We start from the raw sequence: 21,062 nt of genomic DNA on the forward strand, positions 1-21,062 counted from the left end.
ACTGTGGTTAAATGTCCGGCCCGTCCGTTTCCTATAATGGCGGCCAGTTTAAACAGGCAGAGAGCAATAAGGTAGAGAGTAATAATGATAGAGCGAGGGGCTATGCAGGCCTGGAAAATGCTTTGGCTCGCGGTACTGTCCGCACTACTGGTCGCCTGCGCCAGCACCGATGAATCCGAAGAGGGGCTGCCCACCGGCAACCGCACCGAACAGGCCTTCTATGAGGCTGCACAGCGCCAGCTGCGATCCAGTCAATGGGAACTGGCGATCAAGAACCTGCGGGCGCTGGAAGACAACTTCCCATTCGGCACCTACGCCGAGCAGGCCCAGCTGGAGCTGATCTACGCCTACTACCGCAATTACGAGAACGACGCGGCCATCGCGTCTGCGGACCGTTTTATCCGCCTGCACCCGCAACACCGCAACGTCGACTACGCCTATTACATGAAGGGCCTGGCGTCCTTCACCGAGGGCACCGGCCTGTTCGAGCGCTTCCTGCCCACCGACATGACCAGCCGCGATCCGGGCTCCGCGCGCGAATCCTTCGCCTATTTCGCCCAGCTGATGGCCCGCTACCCCGAGAGCCGCTACGCGCCGGACGCGCAGAAGCGCATGATCCACCTGCGCAACCTGCTGGCGCGCTACGAGATTCACGTCGCCAACTACTACTTCAAGCGCGGTGCTTACCTGGCTGCCGCCAACCGCGGCCGCTATGTGGTCGAGAACTTCCAGCAGACCCCCGCGGTGCCCGACGCACTGGCGGCGATGGTCCAGGGTTACCACATGCTGGAGATGCCGGAGCTGGAGGCCAATGCGCTGGTCGTGCTGCGCACCAACTATCCGAACCACCCGGCCTTCCGCGAAGACGGCAGCTTCAACTACAACTATTACAAGGGTGCCAGTGGCCGCAGCTTCATTCACCGGGTTACCCTCGGCCTGTTCGAGAAATCGGATCCGCGTGGCTTCGACAGCCGCGAGCTGTATAACGCCGAGTTCCGCCCCGACGAGGCGCCGCTGCCGCCGGAGCTGATCTAAGCCTCCGATTGGTATCCAATTAAAAACGGCGCCCATGGGCGCCGTTTTTGTTTGCCGGAGATCTCCGCCTATTCGCCGGCCCGCCAGCCGTTGGTGATCGGATAACGCCGATCGCGGCCGAAGCCGCGCTCAGAGATACGCACACCGACCGCCGCCTGACGACGCTTGTACTCATTGCGATCCACCAGGCGCACGACCCGCTCCACCGTCTCCCGTTCAAAGCCGCGCGCGACGATTTCCGCGGCGCTGTAGTCCTTGTCCACGTACAGGTGCAGTATCTGATCCAGAATCTCGTAGGGCGGCAAACTGTCCGAGTCCACCTGATCCGGGGCCAGCTCGGCACTCGGCGGACGGGTAATGACCGTCTCCGGAATGACTTCAGACAGGGTGTTACGGTAGCGGGCCAGCTCGAACACCAGTACCTTGGGCACGTCTTTCAGCGCGTTGTAGCCTCCCACCATATCGCCGTACAGGGTGGCATAGCCCACCGCCAGCTCACTCTTGTTGCCGGTGGTCAACACCATGGCGCCCTTCTTGTTGGATATGGCCATCAACAGCACGCCGCGGGAGCGCGCCTGCAGGTTCTCCTCGGTGGTGTCGCGCTCGCTGCCGGCAAATTCTTCCGCCAGCGCCCCCATGAAGGCATCGAATATGGGCTCGATGCTGATCACCCGGTAGTGGATGCCGAGGCGCTGGGCCTGGTCGGCGGCATCGTTCTTGCTCAGGTCGGAGGTATAGCGGAATGGCATCATCACGGCCTCCACCCGGTCCTTGCCGAGGGCATCCACCGCGATGGCCAGTGTCAGGGCGGAATCGATCCCACCGGACAGCCCGAGCACCACGCCATTGAAGCCGTTCTTGTTCACATAATCGCGCACGCCGAGCACCAGCGCCTGGTACACGGAGGCGAGATCTTCCAGCGCCGGTGTCATGTCGCCGGGCTGCAGCGTCACTCTGTCACCATTGTGACTGACTGTTACCGGCAGCAGATGCTCGGCAAACTCCGGGGCGCGGGCACACAGCTTACCCTGCGCATCGACGGCGAAAGAGCCGCCGTCAAATACCAGCTCATCCTGGCCGCCGCACCAGTTGACGTACACGATCGGCATATTGCCGGCACGCGCCTGATTGCCGAGCAGTTCGAGGCGCTCCTGCGCCTTACCCCGGTGGAATGGCGAAGCATTGATATTCAGCATCAGCCTGGCCCCAGCGGCGGCAGCCTGGGCGACCGGCTCCGGATGCCAGATGTCTTCACAGATGGTGATGGCGGTGGGAATGCCCTTGATATCCACCACGCAGGCGCGGTCTCCCGGCACGAAATAGCGCATTTCGTCGAAGACCTGGTAATTGGGCAGCTTCTGCTTGGCATACTCGACAACAAGCTCGCCATCGACGATCAGGCCGGCGATATTGAACACCTTGCCGGCCACCACCCGCGGATAGCCGATCAATATCGCGCAGGGCAGTTCCGCCGCCAGCAACTGCGCCAGCGCCGCATCGATACGGCGCTGCATACTCGGGCGCAGCAGCAGGTCTTCCGGCGGATAGCCGCTCAAGGTCAGCTCGGGGAACAGCACCAGCTCGGCGCCGAGCTCGCGGTGCGCCTTGCGGGTCACGTCGATGACCTGTGCGGTGTTGCCGGGAATATCCCCCACCAGAGAATTGATTTGTGCCAGCACTAGCTGCAAAGTAGACATCTTTGTACCTCGGACCAGAGAGGCCGCTATTGTACAGTGACCGGGGGGACAACCGCAGCGGCCCAAAACAAGAACAATACCGGGCAGGCCACCTTGAGTAGTACAGCACCGATCGCCAGCGCACCCGCCGTGCAGCATCACGAACTGCTGCGTGTCTATGCCATTTACCGGGTCGCCATCGCGCTGGTGCTGCTCGGCATCTTCACCTCCGATATCGGTAAAGGCGCCGTCGGCAGCGCCGCGCCTGCCCTTTACCTGAATACTGTCATCGCCTACGCCGCACTCAACTTCGGCTGGCTGCTACATCTGCGCCGCGGCGCCTACCACGCAAGTCACGGCCAGGTGGGAGTAGTCCTCGGCTGCGACATCCTTGCCTTTCTGTTGCTGATCCAGGCCAGTGGCGGCCTCAACTCCGGGCTCGGCTACCTGTTGCTGATCAACTGTTCCGTGGGTTCCATGCTGCTGGACAAGCGCATGGGCGCCTTCTTCGCCGCTGTCGCCAGTCTTGGCGTCATTGGCCAGCAGCTGTACAACCTGCTGGCCGATCGCGCTGAGACCCAGGATATCGTCTCCGCCGGTAGCCTCGGCATCCTGCTGTTCGCCACGGTCAGCACACTGCAGTATCTGTCCGCCCGCATTCGCAGCGCCAATCTGCGAGCGGACCAGCAGAGCCGCCAGGCGGCCCATCTGCAGCGGCTCGCGCAGCAGATTATCGAGCGTATGCGCACCGGGGTGCTGGTCATGGATGCCTCCAATAAACCGGAGCTGATCAATCGCGCGGCACGCCAACTGCTGGGTGACCAGCTGCAACCCGATGGCGAGCGCCGGGCTGAACTGCGCCACATAGTACGCGAATGGCGGCGCGACGACTCACGCGGCAGTGCGCTAGTGCAGGCGGATAACGGCAGCGAACTAAGGCTCAGTTTCGCCAACTTGCGTCGCGACAATGGCGACAGCACCCTGGTCTTTGTCGAGGACAATCGCAAGCTGACCCAGGCCGCGCAGAAGCTGAAACTCGCCTCCCTCGGCCACCTAACCGCCTCCATCGCTCACGAAGTGCGCAACCCGCTCGGTGCAATCAGCCATGCGGCGCAGCTGCTGTCGGAATCTCCGACACTCAGCGAAGAAGACCGGCACCTCACCGACATCATCTGCCGTCACAGTCGGCGCGTAAACCAGATCGTAGAGAATGTAATGCAGCTGTCGCGCCGCCGCGCCGCTGCCCCCCAGCAGCGCGATCTCGGCGAATGGCTGCGGCAATTTTTGCCGGACTTCCGCGCCGGCGCTCCCGCGGGCAGCCGAATTCACCTGCGCCTGCCCGAACAGCCGGTGGTCGCACGTTTCGACCCCGAACAACTGGCCCAGGTAGTTACCAACCTGTGCAGCAACGCATTGCACCACTCTGAGCTCGCCAGCGGCCGACGGGAGGCGGAGATAGCAGTCTACCGCCACAACGAGCGCGACTGCGCCATTCTGGATGTGATCGACAACGGCCCTGGTGTGCCGGCGGAACATCGGGACAAGATTTTCGAGCCGTTTTTTACCACTGGGAAAAGTGGCACCGGCCTCGGCCTCTACATCGCCCGCGAACTCTGCGAAGCGAATCAGGCCAGCCTGTTCTCCTGCCAAACCGGAGACAACCAAAGTTGCTTCAGGGTAGAATTCGCTCATGCGAACCGTATTTTTTAACTGGATAAAGGGAAAATTTTTTAACAGTCTTCGGGGAAATCTGACATAAATTGCTGAGGCAAACTGGCGATCAGCAAATCCAATAGAACAAAAAAAGATCAACAATAGATGCAACCACTGGCCCTGGTCGTCGACGACGAACCGGATATCTGCGAACTCCTGACCATGACCCTGCGGCGCATGGAAGTTCGCTGTCACACCGCAGCCAACTTGAGTGAGGCGCACCGCCTGCTCGGCGAACACCGCTACGATTTCTGCCTGACCGATATGCGCCTTCCCGATGGCGACGGACTGCAGTTGGTTGAGCAAATCCAGAAGCAGAGTGACGGCGAGCTACCGGTGGCCGTCATCACCGCCCACGGCAATATGGATACCGCGATCAGCGCGCTGAAAATGGGCGCCTTCGACTTTGTCAGTAAACCGGTAGACCTGGAGCAATTGCGCAGTCTGGTGAAGCTGGCGCTGCGCCTGAAGCAGAAACGCGATCAGACACCACATGCAGGAGCAGATGAACAGCTGCTACTCGGTGAAGCGGAAAATATGCGCAACCTGCGCCGCCAGATTGCCAAGGTCGCTCGCAGTGATGCGCCGGTATATATCAGCGGTGAATCCGGATCCGGCAAGGAGCTGGCGGCCCGCTCCATCCACGGCCTGGGCGCCCGCGCCGACAAGCCATTTGTGCCGATCAATTGCGGCGCGGTTCCCGCGGAGCTGATGGAAAGCGAATTTTTCGGCCACAAGAAAGGCAGCTTTACCGGCGCCCACAAGGATAAGCTCGGCCTGCTGCAAAGCGCCGAAGGCGGCACCCTGTTTCTGGATGAAGTCGCGGATCTGCCGCTGGAAATGCAGGTCAAACTGCTGCGCGCAATCCAGGAAAAACGCATACGCCCTATCGGTTCCAGCCAGGAAGTCCCCATTGATGTGCGCATACTCAGCGCAACGCATAAGGATCTGACCAGGGAGGTCGCCGAGGGGCGCTTCCGCAGTGATCTCTACTATCGGATCAATGTGATCGAAATAGCCGTTCCGCCGCTGCGAGAAAGGTCTGAGGACATTCCGCTACTGGCCGACGTCATCATGCGCCGTATCGCTGCGAATGCTGACGTAGCTCCGCCGCGCCTCTCCGGTGATACACTGGAAACACTGCAGAAGTATCCGTTTCCCGGCAATGTCCGCCAGCTGGAAAATATTCTGGAACGCGCTTTTACCCTCAGCGACCAGTACGAAATCCAGGCCGACGACCTGCTGCTCGACCGTGACGCTGCGCAGCCGCCGGAAGCTTCAGAAACCCCTTCGCCCACGCCCTCATCGATGGCAGAACATCTCCCTGCCGAAAGTTACTCCGGCCAGTTTGATCCCAGCCAGTTCAGTTCACTGGACGATTTCCTGCAGGCCATCGAGCGGGACGCCATCGAGAGCGCGCTGACAGAAACCCGCTGGAACAGGACGGCAGCGGCGCAGAAGCTCGGCATCAGCTTTCGCTCATTGCGTTACCGGTTGAAGAAGCTGGGACTGGAAGACTGACCCCCTGAAACAGAGACAAGCGTACTGTAATGGTCTGTGATTGGCATTCAGACTATGCGCGGTATGCTGGTGTGTGCTCAAGGAACGGAGCCACATCATGCAACCACTACACAGGGTCTCGGGATTCACACTGCCCGAGCTGATACTCACCATCGCAATTGTCACTATCGTAACCGCGTTGGCGGCACCGCCTATAGCCGATCTTTTTCTTCGCTATCAGCATGAAACTCTCGGGCGGGAGCTCTTTGAGTTGATCGCGTTCAGCCGCGGCAAGGCCTACGGCCACGGCCGGGTTTACACCCTGTGCCCAAGTGCCGATGGAGAAAGCTGCACCTCTGACTGGTCACAAGGGGCCATGCTGTTTGCGGATAACAATGGTAACGGCGAACATGAAATCGGTGAAAATATCGAAAGAGTGATGCAAAAGCTTGCCGATGGTGCATCGCTTGAGTGGCGCAGTTTCGGCAATAAAAAATATCTGCAATTTCGCCCGAGTGGCTTAACACCCTTCCAGAGTGGCAATTTTTCCTACTGTCCGCCCGACGGTAACGCCGAGTACGGCTGGATCATCGTGCTGAACGTTACCGGTCGCCCGTACTTTGGCAGGGACAGTGACGGGGACGGAATCGCGGAGAATGGCAGTGGTGACAACCTGAGCTGCACCACCAACATCTGATCAGTTACAGACTTTGTTCCAGCACAAGTCACCTGGATCGGCAAAAGCGCCATCGTTTCCTCGATCCCAGGCCTTTTCGCCACTAGAACTCAGGCGCAACAGTCCGTCACCCGCCTGAGCGCCAAAAGGCGTCGCCAACAGGATGTAGGCATCACCGCCGTCATTAACGTCAATTGATAAGTTGTAAGTTTTGTTACTGCCATCGAGGGGAGACTGAGTTGGGAAAATAGCCGGGACTCCATCGTCAGCACCGCCCGCTGCGGCCCCAGCATAGGTTCCATTCTCGGTAAAGTGTCGTTCCATCGCCTGCGCCAGCCCCAGCAAGGCGCCCTGTGCATCGGCACGATTCGTCGAGCGCACCTGGTTCTGATACGAAGGCCAGGCCACCGCCGCCAGAATCGCCACAATTGCCACGACGATCATCAACTCAATCAAAGTAAAGCCACGTTGCTTCATCATTTTATCTCTTACCTTTCAAGTTCGGTCCGGAGCGGCCAACCTATCTGTGGCCGCTCTACTGATAACTACTGCGGGGCGGTATTGTCCCGTCAACGCGGTGAAAACTCTTCCCACGAGAGACGTCCCTCGCGCGGTTCGTCTCCGACATCAATATCATCGCAGACAACGTCGCCACTACTACCAGGCGTGCAGCGCACGTCGCCGATAAAGCCCGACTGGCCGGGCATGCCCGGATTACTACCACCGCTGTCACTGCTGCAGTTACCACCTATGCAACCGGTGAACTCCATGCCGACGTACCCTTCGTCCTGCGCATTGATCTGACCATCGTTATTGAAATCTGCCACGGCATCGTCTCCAGCAGCGCCGGTGCGGAAATCCAGACTCATCAGATAGCCCTTACCGCTGGAGGCACATGGAGCGAGACTGGGACTAATTGTACTGAAGAACAGCGTATTCCGGCGAAGAGTCGGAGCGGAGATTACACGCTCCCCTGCATAGCCAGAAAGAGTCACGGCGTCATGGTTGCCCAGCTCCAGATTCATCCTCCAACCCTGGTGCGGGTTATCCCAGTTAAGCGCGACGGTGCTCGTAGTCGCTGGATCGCCGATTTCCCGACCGTAAGTTCCGTCTACCAGTTCGCGATTCGCCAGATCAGCGGCAGTAATACCAGTGCGCCCGTGGTCCCAAACTGCATAGAAAGCCCCCGCCAGGTTATCCTCCAAATCCGCAGCGTTCAGATATTGCCCGGTGCCGAACATGACCAACAGATTCGGGGCTGCGCCAGTCGCCACTGCGGTATTGCGCGCAACCAGCGGTGCGGCCATGATCGCGCCGCTAGGCTGGCCGGAATTTGGGCCGGTAAAGAGAGGCGCATTTCCAGCAATCCCCCACTGATCGGCATCATCACCGCCATGGATATCGGCGTCCTGGTCAGAGAGATCAAACGCCCACATGTTGCCCTGGAGGTCTCCGGCGTAAACTCGGTCGACAATCCTGTCACCATCCAGATCAATCAGGCGTGGAGAGGACAAACCGTTTTTGCGGCCGCTGGCATCGGGCCCTACTTCGGTGGAGATAAACTCCCAGTCGGCATCACTCCAGCCGTCGAGGCCGCCATCGAGATAGACAATAAACAGCCCGGCAACACCGTTTACACTGTCATACCCGTTACCAAAGATTGCGGCCCAGCGGCCGTTATTCAGCCGCGCCACCTGCGCTTCGGAGAAAGAGTAGCCCAGATCGTTGGAACCTGAAGCGCCATCGAACTCCCACATCACAATTTGTTCGGCATTCGTGCCCGTCTCCGCCGCAGCCAGCAGGGAGGGATCGGTGATATTCAAGGCGAAGTACCCTTTACCACCCCGGCGCAGTCCGCCGATCAAAACCGTACTCCACTCCTCTTTACGGTCTCCGTCCATATCGATATAGACATCGGATACCGTTGGTGTCAGGTCAACATAATAATTGTGGTTATAAATACTGTCGGTGAACGCATGAAGGCCCTGTTCCAGACTTGAGTTCAAAACCAGTGAAGGGACATACGCGAATACCTCCGCGCCATTTTCCGCATTAAAACCGTGTAGCATGCCGTCGTTCGCTCCCACATAGACCATGGGAGTACGCCCTTCATTGTGGATGCGAAATTGCTCATAGTAGGTGGCAGACTGACTAGGATTGGCAAAGTAGTTAGGCCAGTTTAGTTCCGGCTCTCCGACGTAGACCGGGGTCGAGTGCACGATGTCACCAAGCAACTTAGGGTCGCCTGCTATTGAGGCGTCAGCCAAGCGGGAAAAGGTCCCGCGCTGCCGAAAAGTACCCGTGCCATCCTTGCTGGTATCGCCACGAATGTACATCAGGCGGTCGACCCAGGCAGCGTCGGGCGCATTGGCACTATCACTGAATCCCAGATCCGATTCATGATCGGAGTCCGGACTGGAGGTATCCAGTGCAGTCGCTGTGAAGGGAACCCCTTTACCGCCCAGGTAGGTAATAATTTCACGGTCGGCATTATCACCGAGCTGCTCCGATGCTTCCCACAGCGTTCGATCGACGCGCCCCCTCTGTGGATCCAGAGAGCGCGCGTAGAGGCGGCCACTGAAGTTGGAGGTATCAAACTGCGCGGAATAGATGACCGACCCCGCGTCGAGTGATGTCGAGTTGAAAGCTACCGAAGACTGAGTACCCGTGGTGCCGGCGATTGAACTGAACGCATTGTTCAGCGAGGCCAACAGACTGTTTGCGCTATCCGCATACTCATAGGTACCGTGCCCCCAACCGGCGGCACTTTGCAGCAACGTACTGTTCTGGACGTCAGAACTCGCAAAACCGATAAAATGGCTACTTATGTTATTTTTATCCTGCAGGTCGGTGCGCCAGTCTATGTCGTACAAGGCCTTCGCGACGTCATCCAGTGCATCCGCTGCATCGGAGTTACCATCGCCATCAAAATCCTCGAGATACGTGGTGCGCGCGGAGTCACCATTGGGCGCGCCATCCGTCAGCGTCAGAATAAAGTTTTTCTGGCAATACTGCTGGATAGCGGCACCCGAGACGGTGCCATCGACATTTTTATTCGGTTTACTGGTGGTAACCTCATTACCACCGCCGTTTGTATAAGTATAACTGGGCCCAGTCCCCAATATATCTGCCGATGTCAGCATGGAGGCAGACCCGTCCGGATTCGGCATAACCTGCTGATCTTCATAGCCCTCGACAAAATAGCGGCCCAGATCCGCTAATGCCTCGGCGAGCGGAGTCTTGCCATCCGGCTGGATATCGTCGATCTTACTGTTGAGGGTGGTGCGACTTGCATCATCGAGACTGGACAGGCCCTGCATGATGGTTGCGCCGTTCTCGCCGTTAAACTTGGCGATCCCCACACGCACATTGCCCAGCTCGCCGATAAATGTCTTGGCCGCCGTCTTGGCGACACCCAAGCGGCTTTCCGCAGCCGTAAGTGCATCAAGGTCAGAATCGAGTTCTCTTTTCATCGAACCAGAGGAGTCGATGAGAATCATCAAGTTGGGTTCAACCGATCCCTGTGCCTGCAGCGGCACGTCTGAAAGCTGAGGATTTTGCAGTGTCTGCGCGCTGATGCAGGTGGAAACCGTGATGGAGAAACCGAATAGGCCTGACAGCAGCGGCTTCTTAGCGATCATTACTAGCGAGTTATTTTTCATGAATCTATCCTAGAAGCGCTTTCCGTAGTGGCTGATAATGGTCCGAGTGGTTGCGTCATTAATACCCTGCCCCTGCGCAACAATGCGAAAGACCTGGATTTCTCCCCCGCCTGTCGTCTGTCCATAGCCCTCAACGGTGATACTGTCGGCAGGATCTTCTTTATCCGCATTGCCGGTCATTTCGATATAAATGCGCCCATTGCCATTCATTGGTACAACGTTGGGAACATTCGGTAACTTTTCTCCCTTGCTCAGGGCCAGAGAGTTAGCATCACCCCAGGTAGCCGCATCGAGAAGGTTATTGGGACCACCGCCCTCAGTATGCAGCCAGGCCGAGACGCCAAAATCTCCGGTCGTGGACAAACTATCGATATAGTGTTCGCCCTGCTTGACCAGTGCTTCCGCCACCTCCAGCGCAACCTTGGCGTCCCGCGAGGCGAAGGTCATCTTTTCTTCCAGTAGAACGGTGCGCGCGGCGGATACGCCAATCATGGTCAGTACCAGCAAGATGATCAGGCTGATCACCAGTACCGCGCCCTTTTGCCTTGCATACCCTTGCATTTACATTCTCCCCCGATTGCGCACTTTGGCCGTACTCAGATAGATCTTGCGCAGCTTGCCATCCGTATATGCGGTACCCACACCATCGAGATCGGTCACAGTGAGCTCATCGGCATTAACACCGCTATCACTGGCGACTACCAACTGCACCTTAATGGCCAATGCCAATTCCATTTCGTCGTCTGTGAATGCGTCGGCACTACCCCAGCGATCCACCACATCGTCACCATCAACATCCACGCCATAGAGAATCTGCATATCCTCGATTCCAGGCACTAGCTCCTGCGCAGACGCGTTGGTAGCGGCATAATAAAGCGAAGGGCCGGCATCGCCCTCGGCAACAAAGTAGGTGCGTTCATACGGCTTCAAGAGGCGCGCGTCGGCCCCATACTGACGCTGCAATTCTTTGGTGGCATTATCGATTACACCGTCGGCCGGGTTATTACCGGTATCGTGAGTGACAGTAAGCTTGTTTGAGGCCCCGGTCTCCCCGGTACCACCTCCGCCACCACTACCAATGCCCTGGACCTGGGTGATGGTCATCAATTCGCCACTCTGGCAATTGGTCAACAGGACGACATCACCCGGCTCGACTTGACAGAGCGGGCTCACTTGCAGTGCCGCTGCCTGGGTACTCGGCACCATGCGGCCGGTTCCTTCGCAGGCGTCCTCTGCCCCGCGCAGCGTCAAGGTGTCTGTGCCAAGAAGCACATCTTTCGTTCCGTAGGTGAGGGAGGCTGCGACGTTGTTGTCTCCGGAAACTCCGTTAGCACCAATCTGATCCAACAGGTCCTTGGCCGAGGAATTCTGGTAATCGGGATCGGTCGAATCGAGATGGTTCTGGATATTATCCTCCTCCGGCACACAGCCCCAGTAATCCGCCATGCGGATTTCTTTAGTCAACAGGTCCATGGCAAAGCGGCCACTTTCCTGCACCCGGGCGAAGGCTGTCTGCATTCTCATAGTGTTGCGATTGCTATCAAAAATCTGCAATACACCCCATAGCAGTGTCGCACTGAGCACCAACGCGACCATGAGTTCAATCAGTGACAGACCGCGCTGTCTTGCGAGAGAGGTCACATTCATAGCTCCACAACCATTACAAAGGAAGATTCATCGGTACCGCCGGCGGCGGTGCCGCGGTTTTCGCCGGTGTGCTGCTCGTTCCAGCTCACGGTGAGCGTTACTACACGACCAGCGCGACTGATTTCGCCCTCTCCACCAGGTAAATTGGTGGAAATCACTTGGCCCCAGTCGTAGAGATCAAGCGCGGCAAGGCTTCCGGCGGCACAAGTCTGGCTGCAGTCAGGCGCAGTTCCAGTCACGGTTTCAGCACTAACCTTCGCATTGTCGTAACCGCCAAGTTCAATCCCGTCGGGGTTGGCCCGCATACGCTCCGCCATCTCGTGGGCTGCCAGCGCAGCCATATAGCGGTGATGGGCGTTGTTACCGTTTTTGAGGCTCATCACCTGGGTGGCAGACAGGCCCAGCAGCCCCACCGCCAATACCAATATGGTGACGAGTATTTCGATCATCGTTGCGCCAGCTTGCTTTTTCATGCCCCCTCCCTAGTTACAGGCAACGCCAGAAGTGAGCCGTAGCAGGCCGGAGGCCAGCAGGTTCAGCTGCTTGCCGTGATTGCCGCTGCGGTCGTCGCAAACGGTGAAAGTCATGGCATCGCCACTGCTAACCACACCGCGCGGGCTATAGCTCATCGTCAGATCGGTCTTGGCGGTATCATTGACTTTCGCTGCGATCGCGACACCGGCGCTGACCGGCAGGCGCACAACGCGCAACTCCTCGCCGTCGTCAAACGCACCATCCCCATCCTCGTCGAACCAGATTCGCAACCCGTTGTTAACGTTGTTGTCGAGGGCCTCTACCTGCACCGCACGGCCACGCCGCACGGCTTCGGCGCGGGCATAGTGCAAAGCTCCGGCCACATCATTGGAGGAGGCTGCCAATCGGTTGTTCTGGATCATGGTATTGAACGAGGGGACGCCGATGGCCATGACGATGCTGAGGATCGTCAGCACCATCATCAGCTCGATCAAGGTAAAGCCGCGCACGCGCGTGACGCTGTACATTTTTTATTCCTTTTTGACAGGAGTCACCTGTCGTCATTTTTTGTGACTGGTACTTATATCGGAGTGCACTGGCAAAAAAAAGGAATCTGGTACCGCGGAACACAGGCGCCTGACGAGCGGAATGAATCAACCGACAAGCGGCAGCATGAGAACAAGCTGATGAAAAAACACACAACCAAAGCGGCTTAAGGTTTGGCCAACTCGGAATCTGCAGCGATGCTGATTTGTGTAAAACCGTCGTCGGGTTAGGCAACGGCCAACCCTGATTATCGGAGGCGGGTCATCGAGTGATGCAGACAGCTACACCTGAGAGTTATATGGGGGCGCTAACTATGGATGGGAAAATGTTCAATGGAGCCCGGCAAAAAGCCAGGCCATTTCATTGGGAAAGCAGTCGCGGCGCGGGCCGGGTCTCCGTGACGGACATCGGCCGCGCCGCGCTCATCAAACTCAGTCGGCAATCAACTCCTGCCAGGTCAATCGCCCTTCACGCGTGATTCTACCGACATTGATATCGTCACAGACGACACCACCGTTGCTGCCGGGGGTACAGCGTACATCGCCGATAAAGCCTGACTGGCCCGGCATGCCGGGAAGAATCTCACCATCGTCACAACCCTCCCCGGTACAGGCGGGGGGCTGGTACTCCTTGCCGACATAGCCGACATCATCCCCGCTTATCCGGCCGTCGTTATTGAAGTCGGTGACCGGGTACACCAGGTCCACCTCCGGCACGCCGGTGCGGAAATCCAGGCTCATCAGCCAGCCGGTGCCACTGGAGGCACAGGGAGCAGGGTTGGGAATAATGGTATTGAAAAACAGCGTGTTGTTTCTCAGTGCCGGCGAGGCAACCACCCGTTCGCCGGCGAAGTTGCCGGAAGCGTCCGCGAGAGACATATACCAGCCGTATTCGCTGGTCCAGTCTATCGATGTATATTGCCCGTCGCTATCCTTGGCGACGCTGCGCATGCCCCCGGCACTCTCCAGGGTGCGCTCCACCAGGTCATCGGTGGTGCGGTTCGCCACGCCCTTGTCCCAGACCGCATAGAAGGCACCGCCGGCATTTTCGGTCAGATCCGCCTGCGCCAGGTACTGGCCGGTACCGAACATCACCAGCACATTCGGCAGGGCGCCGGCGGGCACTGCCGTATTGCTCGCCACCAGGGGGGCTGCAGTGATGGCGTTGTGCGGCTCGCCAATGCCGGTGCCAAACAGCTTGTAATCCACACCCCAGTCACCATCATCGACTGCGGAACATATCCCATTACCGCCCAGATTGCACAGGTCGAAGGCCCACATGTTGCCCATCAGGTCCCCGGCATAGGCGCGGTCGACGACGCCGTCACCGTTCACGTCGATCAGGCGCGGCGTTGACAGGCCGTTCTTGCGGTCATTGATCGTGCCGGCTCCGGTGGAAATAAACTTCCAGTCGCCACTGCTCCAGCTGCCGTCGACACCATCCTCGATATAGACGATAAACAGCCCGGCCACGCCATTATCGCTGTTGTAACCATTGCCGAATATCGCCGCCCATTTGCCGTTGTTCAGTTTCGCTATCTTGGCCTCGGAAAAACCCAGGCCCAGGTCAGCGGCGTTGGCGGCGCCGTCGAATTCCCACAGCACTATATCATCGGCATTGTTCTCCGCGTTCGCGAGAACATTCGGATCGGTGATGTTCAGCGCGAAATAGCCCTTACCGCCACCGCGCAGCCCGCCGACCAGTACCGTGGTCCACTGAGCGCCAGTTCCGTCACGGTCGATACGCACGTCTGAGACCGTCGGCGGCAGGTCCACATAGTACTTATGCGCGTAGTCGGGAGAGGTGAATGCATGCAGGCCCTTATTTTGCTCCGCAGTATTCAGAACCAGTGACGGAACATAGGAAAACATCTCTTTCCCATCCGACGCCCTGAAACCGTGCAGCATGGCATCGTTGGCGCCTACATAGACCATCGGCTCGCGGTCTTTCTTATTGTTGACAAACTGCTGGTAGTTGTCGAAGGTCCAGCCGTATTCGGGCCCCCCGACATAGGTGGGCGCGGAGTGCACTATGTCGCCCAACAGGTTGGTGCTTCCGCCGGGGATAGTGCCCCGCCGGCGGAACCCAGTTCCCCCGTCTTTGGTGGTATTGCCGCGAACATAGCCGAGCCGGTCCGCCCACTGACTGTCTTCCGAGCCGGTTGTTGCGTCGATCGCAAGGTCGAGGCGTTGGCGGGTATAGGTGGCGGCGACATAAGTTTTGACATTACCCAAACTTACAGAGTCACCATTCGCGGCCAGCGCACCGCCGACATTTTTTTCTACACCGCCGACGGTCGCGGAAACAACCTGCACTTGGGCACTTTTATCCAAGCAGTCTACGCAGACGATGCGGATATCGCTATCGATATCATTGGTGGTGGCAGTCAACGTATCAACGCTGCTCGCGGTCGCCACTACGTTGCCGCCCACATACAGGCTTACCATTGCTCCGTTGATATCGAGGCGGTTCAGGTTCACGCTAATATCGTAGTTTTGCGCCGCACCACGCAACGAGGCCTCGTCAAAGGGCACGCCTTCGCTGCCGCGCAGCGTAATGATCTGGCGACTGCCGTAGCCGTCGCTGGCGAGCCGGCTCGCCGCTTCCCAAAGCGGCGTGCTGATCATGCGGCCGGTCAATGGATCCAGGCTGTGGGCGAACAGGCGGCCACTGAAGTCGGAGGTGTCGTAGCGGGCCGAATAGATAACCGAGCCCGCCTCCAGGGACGTGGAATTGAAAGCTACCGAGGACTGAGAGCCGATAACACTGGAAATCGTGTCCACGGTTTCATTGAGCGCGGTGGTCAAGGAGGCGGTATCCGCTACCTGCCAGTAACGACCGCCACCATTTGTGCCGGCATCGCTCAGCAGAGGGTTTTCCACCGCAGGGTCATCGCCAAAGCCAATAAAATAGCTGATGATATTGTTCTTGACCCCACTGCCGTCCGGGCGGCTGAGATCTGGACGAAGGTCTATACCGTAGAGGGCCGCAGCCACATCGTCGAGGTAATCGGAGCCGCCATTGGCGTCGTAGGTCAGCCCCGGCTTCTTATCGAAGTCAAGACAGTCGGATTCCGAACTGGCGCAGTCGCCGTCGTAGTCTTCGACATGAGTGTTATCGACGATATCGATATCGCTGCTGGGTATGCCCGCGCTCAGCACCACGGCGAAATTTTTCTGGCAGTACTGCTGGATCGCAGGGCTGTCACTGGCGGGTCGGCTTACGCCGTCGCCGTACTCGGGCTCTGGCCCCAGCACATCGGCCGCGGCTGCAGTCGGCGAAGACGCCTGTTGCGGATGCAGCGTCAGCGTCTCCGATTCATGTCCCTGGACAAAATAGCGACCGACGGACAGCAATGCCTCGGCCAGCGGCGCGCCGCCTTCGGCCTGCACACTGCCGATTTTCAATATTGCATCTTCGCGCGCGTCGCTGTCATTGACGCTGGAGATTCCTTTCAGAATGAGAGCGCCATCGTAATCGGCGTCGGCGCCCGGCACAGGGTTGGGATTTAATCGCGCCACCCCGACCCGCATATTCTGCACCCGCCCGACAATATCGGCGGCCGCCTGCTGCGCCTGCTGAAGTCGCGCACTGCCCATGCTCGCCGATGAGTCCAGCAGTATCATCATATTCGCTTCCGTCGTACCGACGGAGGTCAGCGGCGCATCGGCAATATCGATTGGCTCCGCGCTGACACAGGTAGAAAGGGTCGCCGAAAATCCGAGAAGACCGGAAAGGATAGTCTTCAGGCCGTAATCCATTAACTTTATTTCCTTCATGAGCAAGCCCTCAGAACCGCCGGCCATATTGAACGACGATGGTGCGTTTGGTGTGCGGGGAAAGCCCTTCCCCTTGGGCCACTACGCGAAATACGTTTATTTGACCGGCGCCGGTACTGTTGCCGTAGCCCTCCACCGTAATGCTTTCCGACGCATCCATGTTGTCGGCCAGTCCCGCCATTTCGATAAAGTAGCGTCCCTTCACAGCCTGCCCGTTGATTGTCTCGTTCACCTCTACGGATTTTCCGTCCCATGAATTGACACTGAACAGATCGAGCGGGCCTTCGCCTTCCAGGTGCAATCCTGCAACCGTACCGAACTCGCCGGTGGTCTGTATGCGATTCTCCAGATAGCTTTCACCAATTCGCAAAATGGCCTCGGCAGCCTCAAGCGCGGTTTTGGCGTCGCGAGAGGCGAACGTCATTTTCTCTTCCAGTAACACGGTGCGCGCAGCGGAGACACTGATCAGCGACAGCACCAGCAGGATTATCATGCTGACAACCAGAACTGCACCTTTTTGTCGGGTTACGGAAACCATCACATATCTCCCCGGTTGCGCACCTTGGCAGAACTCAGGTAGATTTTTCTGAGCTTGCGATCGGTGTAGTCCCATTTCTTGCCGTCCAGATCGGTGATCTCCAGATCGTCCGCCTGCACCGAATTTTCACTGGCCACCACCAGCTGCACCCGGATATTCAGCACCTTTTTCATCTCCACCTCGTCGGCCCTACCCCAGACATCCACGGCATCGTCTCCGTCGCTATCCGCGCCGTAGAGAATCTGCATATTCTCGATGCGCGGCACCAGCTCCTGTGTTCCAACGCCGCTTTCGCTGACATAAAGGGAGGTTCCGAATTGATTCTCCGCAATAAAAAATGTGCGCAGGTAAGGGGTCAGGATGCGCGCATCGGCACCGTACTGCCGCTGTAAGGGTGACTGCTTAAGGTTGTCAACGGCTCCAGGCATGTTGCAGTTTCCGGAGTTGTGGGTAATCGTCAGCTTTTCCGGCTCGTTGTTACCACCGCCCCCGCCACCACCAGTGCAGCCGCCCTTGCCCTGAACCGAAGTGATCGTCATCAGTTCACCGCTTTCACAGTTGGCAATCAGCACTATTTGTCCCGGCTCCAATGCGCAATTTGGCGAGACATGCATGGCCTGCGCATTTACAGACGGCACCATGTTGCCTCTGCCCCGGCAGGCGTCGTCGGTGCCACCGAGGATCAGCATGTCTGTTCCCTCGACCACCTTCAGTCCCCCGACAGTCGCATTAGCACCGACATTGTTCTCTCCCCCTATGCCATTTGACCCGATCAGTACGCCGTAGACATCGTCATAGCCGGCCAGGTAGTCGGGATCCTTAGGATCGAGGTGGTTGCGCACTGATGAAGCGGGAGGCGCGCAACCCCAGAAATCCGCCATGCGTATTTCCTGCAGCAACAGATCCATCGCAAAGCGCCCGCTTTCCTGCACCCGCGCGAATTCGGTCTGCATACGCATGATGTTGCGGTTGCCATCGAAGATCTGCAGTACGCCCATCAGCAGCAGTGCGCTCAGCAGAATACCGATCATCAACTCGATCAGGGAAAGGCCTCGCTGTCGTTTAAGTGACTTCATCTTCAAAGCTCCACAACCAGCTGATAGGAAAATTCTTCCGGCACTGCGGCAGCGGTACCGCGATCTTTGCCGGTATGCTGCTCCTTCCAGAAGACGGTCAGCGTCACCTGAGTTCCGTTGACGTCGATCTCGCCCTTGCCTGACGGCAGGTTTGTCTTGATGACCTGGCCCCAATCGTAAAGATCCTGATTGACACAGGTAGCGCCGCAACCCGAAGCCGTCTCACTACCGTCCACCGTTTGGCCGTCGTAATTCATCCGGCCAGTAGGATTGGCACGGATGCGGTCGGCCATCTCCTGGGCGGCGAGGCCGGCGAGATAGCGGTTATGGGAGTTGTTGGCGTTTTTCAGGCTCATCACCTGGGTGGCGGACAATCCAAGTAGACCGACCGCCAGAATGAGCACCGTGATGAGTACTTCCATCAGTGTTGCGCCAGCGTGCTTTTTCATCGTCAGCCTCCTCCGCAAGCAATGCCGGATTTGGTACGCATGACTCCGGTGGCGAGCAGGCTCACCTCCTTGCCGTAGTTACCAGAACGGTCGTCGCAGATACTGAGGATCACTGCTCCACTGGCCCTGCCACGGGCGCTGAACGTCAAGCTGACGTTAGCTCCCGTATCGGCAGCAACCGAAACAGCAGGCGCCGCCATGCGCACCAGCCGTAACTCTTCGCTAGAGTCAGCGCCGCTATCAAGATTCCCGTCGCCATCAGCGTCGAACCAGACCCTGACACCATTGCCAATATTGTCGGAGACGGAGCTGACCTGAACGCTGCTACCGCGGCGCACAGCCTCTGCGCGTGCAAAGTGCAGTGCGCCGGCGAGGTCATTGGCCGCGGATGTCAGGCGGTTATTTTTGATTAGTGAGGTAAAAGAGGGGACGCCGATTGCGATCAAGATAGCCAGTATCGCAATCACTATCATCAGCTCTATCAGGGTGAACCCTGCAGATCTTTTCGCTATTCGCATTATCGTTTCCTTACGAGGTCGCAGCTGTTCCTTCAACTGCGCGATAAAGAGCCTCTGAAGCCTAAGGCAAAGTGAAAAATCTGCAGCTTTATTGGCGGCTAGTTCTTTCAGGTACGACAGGCGGCACTGGATCGACGACAAACGGCGTCGCAACAACTTTGCGACAAGCATTGCAACGCCGCTGCCGATTGCAGCACACAACTGTAAAGAGCTAAATCACGTCAAGTTTTCGTAGCAGCCGGGCAGAGGGAACCGCTACCAGGTACCAGGATGGCCGGCAGCAATTGATGGGCGGGAATTTTATGTAGACAGGGTAGCGACGCTTCGCGTCGCTTTTTTTAACGCAGCTCTTTCGGCAGCGAGAAGCGGATATTCTCCTCGCGCCCGGCCATTTCCTGCGGCAGTTCGGCGCCGAGGTCCTGCAGGCGATCGATCACCTCCTGCACCAATACCTCAGGGGCCGAAGCGCCGGCGGTGATACCGATAGCGCTTTTGCCGGCGAGCCACGCCGGATCTATATCGCCGGCGCCATCGATCAATTTGGCGGTAGCGCCACAGCGTTCGGCAAGTTCGCGCAGCCGGTTGGAGTTGGAGCTATTGGGGCTGCCCACTACCAGGACCAGATCGCTCTCCAATGCCAGCTGTTTGACCGCATCCTGGCGGTTCTGGGTCGCGTAGCAGATGTCGTCTTTACGTGGACCGCGGATATTCGGGAATCGGGCGCGCAGGGCGTCGATGACCCGCGCGGTGTCATCCATGGACAGGGTGGTCTGGGTTACATAGGTAAGATTGTTTTCGTCCTGCACCTGCAGGCTGGCAACGTCTTCCTCGTCCTCCACCAGATAAATGGCACCACCGGCACTGGCATCGTACTGCCCCATAGTGCCCTCGACCTCGGGATGCCCCTGGTGGCCGATCAGGATACACTCGGATCCATCGGTGCTGAACTTGCTCACTTCCATATGCACCTTGGTGACCAGCGGGCAGGTGGCATCGAACACTCTGAGACCACGGTCGGCAGCCTCTCGCTGTACCGCCTTGGACACGCCGTGGGCACTGAAAATCACGATCACGTCGTCCGGCACCTCTGCCAGCTCATCCACAAACACGGCGCCGCGCTCGCGCAGGCTGTCCACCACAAACTTGTTGTGTACCACTTCGTGACGCACATAGATGGGCGCACCGAACACGTCCAGCGCGCGATTAACGATATCGATGGCGCGGTCGACGCCAGCACAGAAGCCGCGGGGATTTGCCAGTCGGATTTGCATAGTCAGTTCAAAACTCTCATTGCGGGAATCGCTCGTACCAGTCGGAACAGCAGGCCTACTGGATCGAGTCCACCGCGATAATCTTCACGTGAAAATTCAGCGTCTGTCCCGCCAGCGGATGGTTGAAATCGACGGTAACCTCGTCTTCACCAATTTCACGAATGATGCCGGGCAATTCGCCGCTGCCATTGTCGAAGGAAACTACCAACCCCTCTTCCAGCTCGATATCCGGGGAAAAGGTATCCCGGCGCACCTTCTGGATATTGGACGGGTTGCGCTGGCCAAAACCCAGCTCCGGCGGAATCTCGATCTCCGCCTCGTCACCGGCCTTGAGGCCGAACAGGGCTTTTTCAAACCCCGGCAGCAGGCTGCCGTCACCGACACTGAAGGTCGCTGGGTCACCCTTGAAGGTGGAATCCACCTCGGTGCCATCGTCCAATTTCAGGCTGAAATGCAGTGTGACCCGGCTGTGTTCGCCGATTATGGTATTGCTCATAAATAT

General features: G+C 58.2%; 18 protein-coding genes. 4 read left to right on the plus strand and 14 right to left on the minus strand.

Annotated elements, in window-relative coordinates; genetic code table 11:
* Positions 1-102: 102 nt before the first annotated feature.
* On the plus strand, positions 103-1,035 hold the full coding sequence (locus tag BLW36_RS16230; protein ID WP_091391134.1) for an outer membrane protein assembly factor BamD: 933 nt from the start codon (positions 103-105) through the stop codon (positions 1,033-1,035).
* Between the two features lie 68 nt (positions 1,036-1,103).
* Here BLW36_RS16230 and BLW36_RS16235 read toward each other — a convergent pair whose 3' ends face one another.
* Positions 1,104-2,732: an NAD+ synthase gene (locus BLW36_RS16235; protein WP_091391135.1), complete on the minus strand. Its 1,629-nt coding sequence runs from the start codon at positions 2,730-2,732 to the stop codon at positions 1,104-1,106.
* Between the two features lie 93 nt (positions 2,733-2,825).
* Between BLW36_RS16235 and BLW36_RS16240 the strand changes: the two genes are divergently transcribed.
* From BLW36_RS16240 to BLW36_RS16250, 3 genes are all read left to right on the plus strand, one after another.
* Positions 2,826-4,421: a two-component system sensor histidine kinase NtrB gene (locus BLW36_RS16240; RefSeq protein WP_091391195.1), complete on the plus strand. Its 1,596-nt coding sequence runs from the start codon at positions 2,826-2,828 to the stop codon at positions 4,419-4,421.
* A gap of 108 nt (positions 4,422-4,529) precedes the next feature.
* The gene (locus BLW36_RS16245) at positions 4,530-5,945 is read left to right on the plus strand and encodes a sigma-54-dependent transcriptional regulator (RefSeq protein ID WP_091391136.1); all 1,416 of its coding nucleotides are present in this window, start codon (positions 4,530-4,532) and stop codon (positions 5,943-5,945) included.
* A gap of 97 nt (positions 5,946-6,042) precedes the next feature.
* Complete coding sequence (locus tag BLW36_RS16250; RefSeq protein ID WP_091391196.1) at positions 6,043-6,621, plus strand: GspH/FimT family pseudopilin; 579 nt, start codon at positions 6,043-6,045, stop codon at positions 6,619-6,621.
* On the opposite strand, the gene BLW36_RS16255 is transcribed toward BLW36_RS16250, so the two are convergent.
* From BLW36_RS16255 to fkpB, 13 genes are all read right to left on the minus strand, one after another.
* A complete protein-coding gene (locus tag BLW36_RS16255) occupies positions 6,622-7,080 on the minus strand; it encodes a type IV pilin protein (RefSeq protein ID WP_091391137.1) in 459 nt (152 codons plus the stop codon).
* A gap of 89 nt (positions 7,081-7,169) precedes the next feature.
* Positions 7,170-10,262: a PilC/PilY family type IV pilus protein gene (locus BLW36_RS16260; protein WP_091391138.1), complete on the minus strand. Its 3,093-nt coding sequence runs from the start codon at positions 10,260-10,262 to the stop codon at positions 7,170-7,172.
* 9 nt (positions 10,263-10,271) lie between these two features.
* Positions 10,272-10,823, minus strand: a complete 552-nt coding sequence (locus BLW36_RS16265; protein ID WP_091391139.1) for a pilus assembly PilX family protein — start codon at positions 10,821-10,823, stop codon at positions 10,272-10,274.
* Positions 10,824-11,903, minus strand: coding sequence for a PilW family protein (locus tag BLW36_RS16270; protein WP_170833254.1), 1,080 nt, complete (start codon positions 11,901-11,903; stop codon positions 10,824-10,826).
* Positions 11,904-11,905: 2 nt separating this feature from the next.
* Positions 11,906-12,382: a type IV pilus modification protein PilV gene (pilV, locus tag BLW36_RS16275; RefSeq protein ID WP_091391141.1), complete on the minus strand. Its 477-nt coding sequence runs from the start codon at positions 12,380-12,382 to the stop codon at positions 11,906-11,908.
* A gap of 9 nt (positions 12,383-12,391) precedes the next feature.
* Positions 12,392-12,910, minus strand: a complete 519-nt coding sequence (locus BLW36_RS16280) for a GspH/FimT family pseudopilin (protein WP_091391142.1) — start codon at positions 12,908-12,910, stop codon at positions 12,392-12,394.
* Between the two features lie 450 nt (positions 12,911-13,360).
* Positions 13,361-16,690 carry a pilus assembly protein gene (locus tag BLW36_RS16285; RefSeq protein ID WP_170833255.1) on the minus strand — a complete coding sequence of 1,110 codons (3,330 nt, stop codon included), beginning with the start codon at positions 16,688-16,690 and terminating at the stop codon, positions 13,361-13,363.
* A 28-nt stretch (positions 16,691-16,718) separates the two neighbouring features.
* Positions 16,719-17,246: a pilus assembly PilX family protein gene (locus BLW36_RS16290; protein WP_170833256.1), complete on the minus strand. Its 528-nt coding sequence runs from the start codon at positions 17,244-17,246 to the stop codon at positions 16,719-16,721.
* Positions 17,246-18,322, minus strand: a complete 1,077-nt coding sequence (locus tag BLW36_RS16295) for a PilW family protein (RefSeq protein ID WP_091391145.1) — start codon at positions 18,320-18,322, stop codon at positions 17,246-17,248. Before BLW36_RS16295 ends, BLW36_RS16290 begins: the two co-directional genes overlap by 1 nt.
* 2 nt (positions 18,323-18,324) lie before the next feature.
* Complete coding sequence (gene pilV, locus BLW36_RS16300; protein WP_091391146.1) at positions 18,325-18,771, minus strand: type IV pilus modification protein PilV; 447 nt, start codon at positions 18,769-18,771, stop codon at positions 18,325-18,327.
* Between the two features lie 2 nt (positions 18,772-18,773).
* Positions 18,774-19,460 (minus strand): GspH/FimT family pseudopilin, encoded by a 687-nt coding sequence (locus tag BLW36_RS17655; protein WP_170833257.1) that lies wholly within the window; start codon positions 19,458-19,460, stop codon positions 18,774-18,776.
* Positions 19,461-19,627: 167 nt separating this feature from the next.
* A complete protein-coding gene (ispH, locus tag BLW36_RS16310) occupies positions 19,628-20,560 on the minus strand; it encodes a 4-hydroxy-3-methylbut-2-enyl diphosphate reductase (RefSeq protein WP_091391147.1) in 933 nt (310 codons plus the stop codon).
* Between the two features lie 55 nt (positions 20,561-20,615).
* Positions 20,616-21,056, minus strand: coding sequence for an FKBP-type peptidyl-prolyl cis-trans isomerase (gene fkpB / locus BLW36_RS16315; RefSeq protein ID WP_091391148.1), 441 nt, complete (start codon positions 21,054-21,056; stop codon positions 20,616-20,618).
* Positions 21,057-21,062: the final 6 nt, after the last annotated feature.

The sequence above is a fragment of the Microbulbifer marinus genome, assembly GCF_900107725.1.
In the GTDB taxonomy this organism is placed as follows: Bacteria; Pseudomonadota; Gammaproteobacteria; order Pseudomonadales; family Cellvibrionaceae; genus Microbulbifer; species Microbulbifer marinus.

What these genes read in the sequence shown, in the direction of transcription:
- BLW36_RS16230 (WP_091391134.1), top strand. Translation starts at nt 103, where the DNA reads ATGCAGGCCTGGAAAATGCTTTGGCTCGCGGTACTGTCCGCACTACTG.
- BLW36_RS16235 (WP_091391135.1), bottom strand. Translation starts at nt 2,732, where the DNA reads ATGTCTACTTTGCAGCTAGTGCTGGCACAAATCAATTCTCTGGTGGGG.
- BLW36_RS16245 (WP_091391136.1), top strand. Translation starts at nt 4,530, where the DNA reads ATGCAACCACTGGCCCTGGTCGTCGACGACGAACCGGATATCTGCGAA.
- BLW36_RS16250 (WP_091391196.1), top strand. Translation starts at nt 6,043, where the DNA reads ATGCAACCACTACACAGGGTCTCGGGATTCACACTGCCCGAGCTGATA.
- BLW36_RS16255 (WP_091391137.1), bottom strand. Translation starts at nt 7,080, where the DNA reads ATGATGAAGCAACGTGGCTTTACTTTGATTGAGTTGATGATCGTCGTG.
- BLW36_RS16260 (WP_091391138.1), bottom strand. Translation starts at nt 10,262, where the DNA reads ATGAAAAATAACTCGCTAGTAATGATCGCTAAGAAGCCGCTGCTGTCA.
- BLW36_RS16265 (WP_091391139.1), bottom strand. Translation starts at nt 10,823, where the DNA reads ATGCAAGGGTATGCAAGGCAAAAGGGCGCGGTACTGGTGATCAGCCTG.
- pilV (WP_091391141.1), bottom strand. Translation starts at nt 12,382, where the DNA reads ATGAAAAAGCAAGCTGGCGCAACGATGATCGAAATACTCGTCACCATA.
- BLW36_RS16280 (WP_091391142.1), bottom strand. Translation starts at nt 12,910, where the DNA reads ATGTACAGCGTCACGCGCGTGCGCGGCTTTACCTTGATCGAGCTGATG.
- BLW36_RS16285 (WP_170833255.1), bottom strand. Translation starts at nt 16,690, where the DNA reads ATGGATTACGGCCTGAAGACTATCCTTTCCGGTCTTCTCGGATTTTCG.
- BLW36_RS16290 (WP_170833256.1), bottom strand. Translation starts at nt 17,246, where the DNA reads ATGGTTTCCGTAACCCGACAAAAAGGTGCAGTTCTGGTTGTCAGCATG.
- BLW36_RS16295 (WP_091391145.1), bottom strand. Translation starts at nt 18,322, where the DNA reads ATGAAGTCACTTAAACGACAGCGAGGCCTTTCCCTGATCGAGTTGATG.
- pilV (WP_091391146.1), bottom strand. Translation starts at nt 18,771, where the DNA reads ATGAAAAAGCACGCTGGCGCAACACTGATGGAAGTACTCATCACGGTG.
- BLW36_RS17655 (WP_170833257.1), bottom strand. Translation starts at nt 19,460, where the DNA reads ATGCTTGTCGCAAAGTTGTTGCGACGCCGTTTGTCGTCGATCCAGTGC.
- ispH (WP_091391147.1), bottom strand. Translation starts at nt 20,560, where the DNA reads ATGCAAATCCGACTGGCAAATCCCCGCGGCTTCTGTGCTGGCGTCGAC.
- fkpB (WP_091391148.1), bottom strand. Translation starts at nt 21,056, where the DNA reads ATGAGCAATACCATAATCGGCGAACACAGCCGGGTCACACTGCATTTC.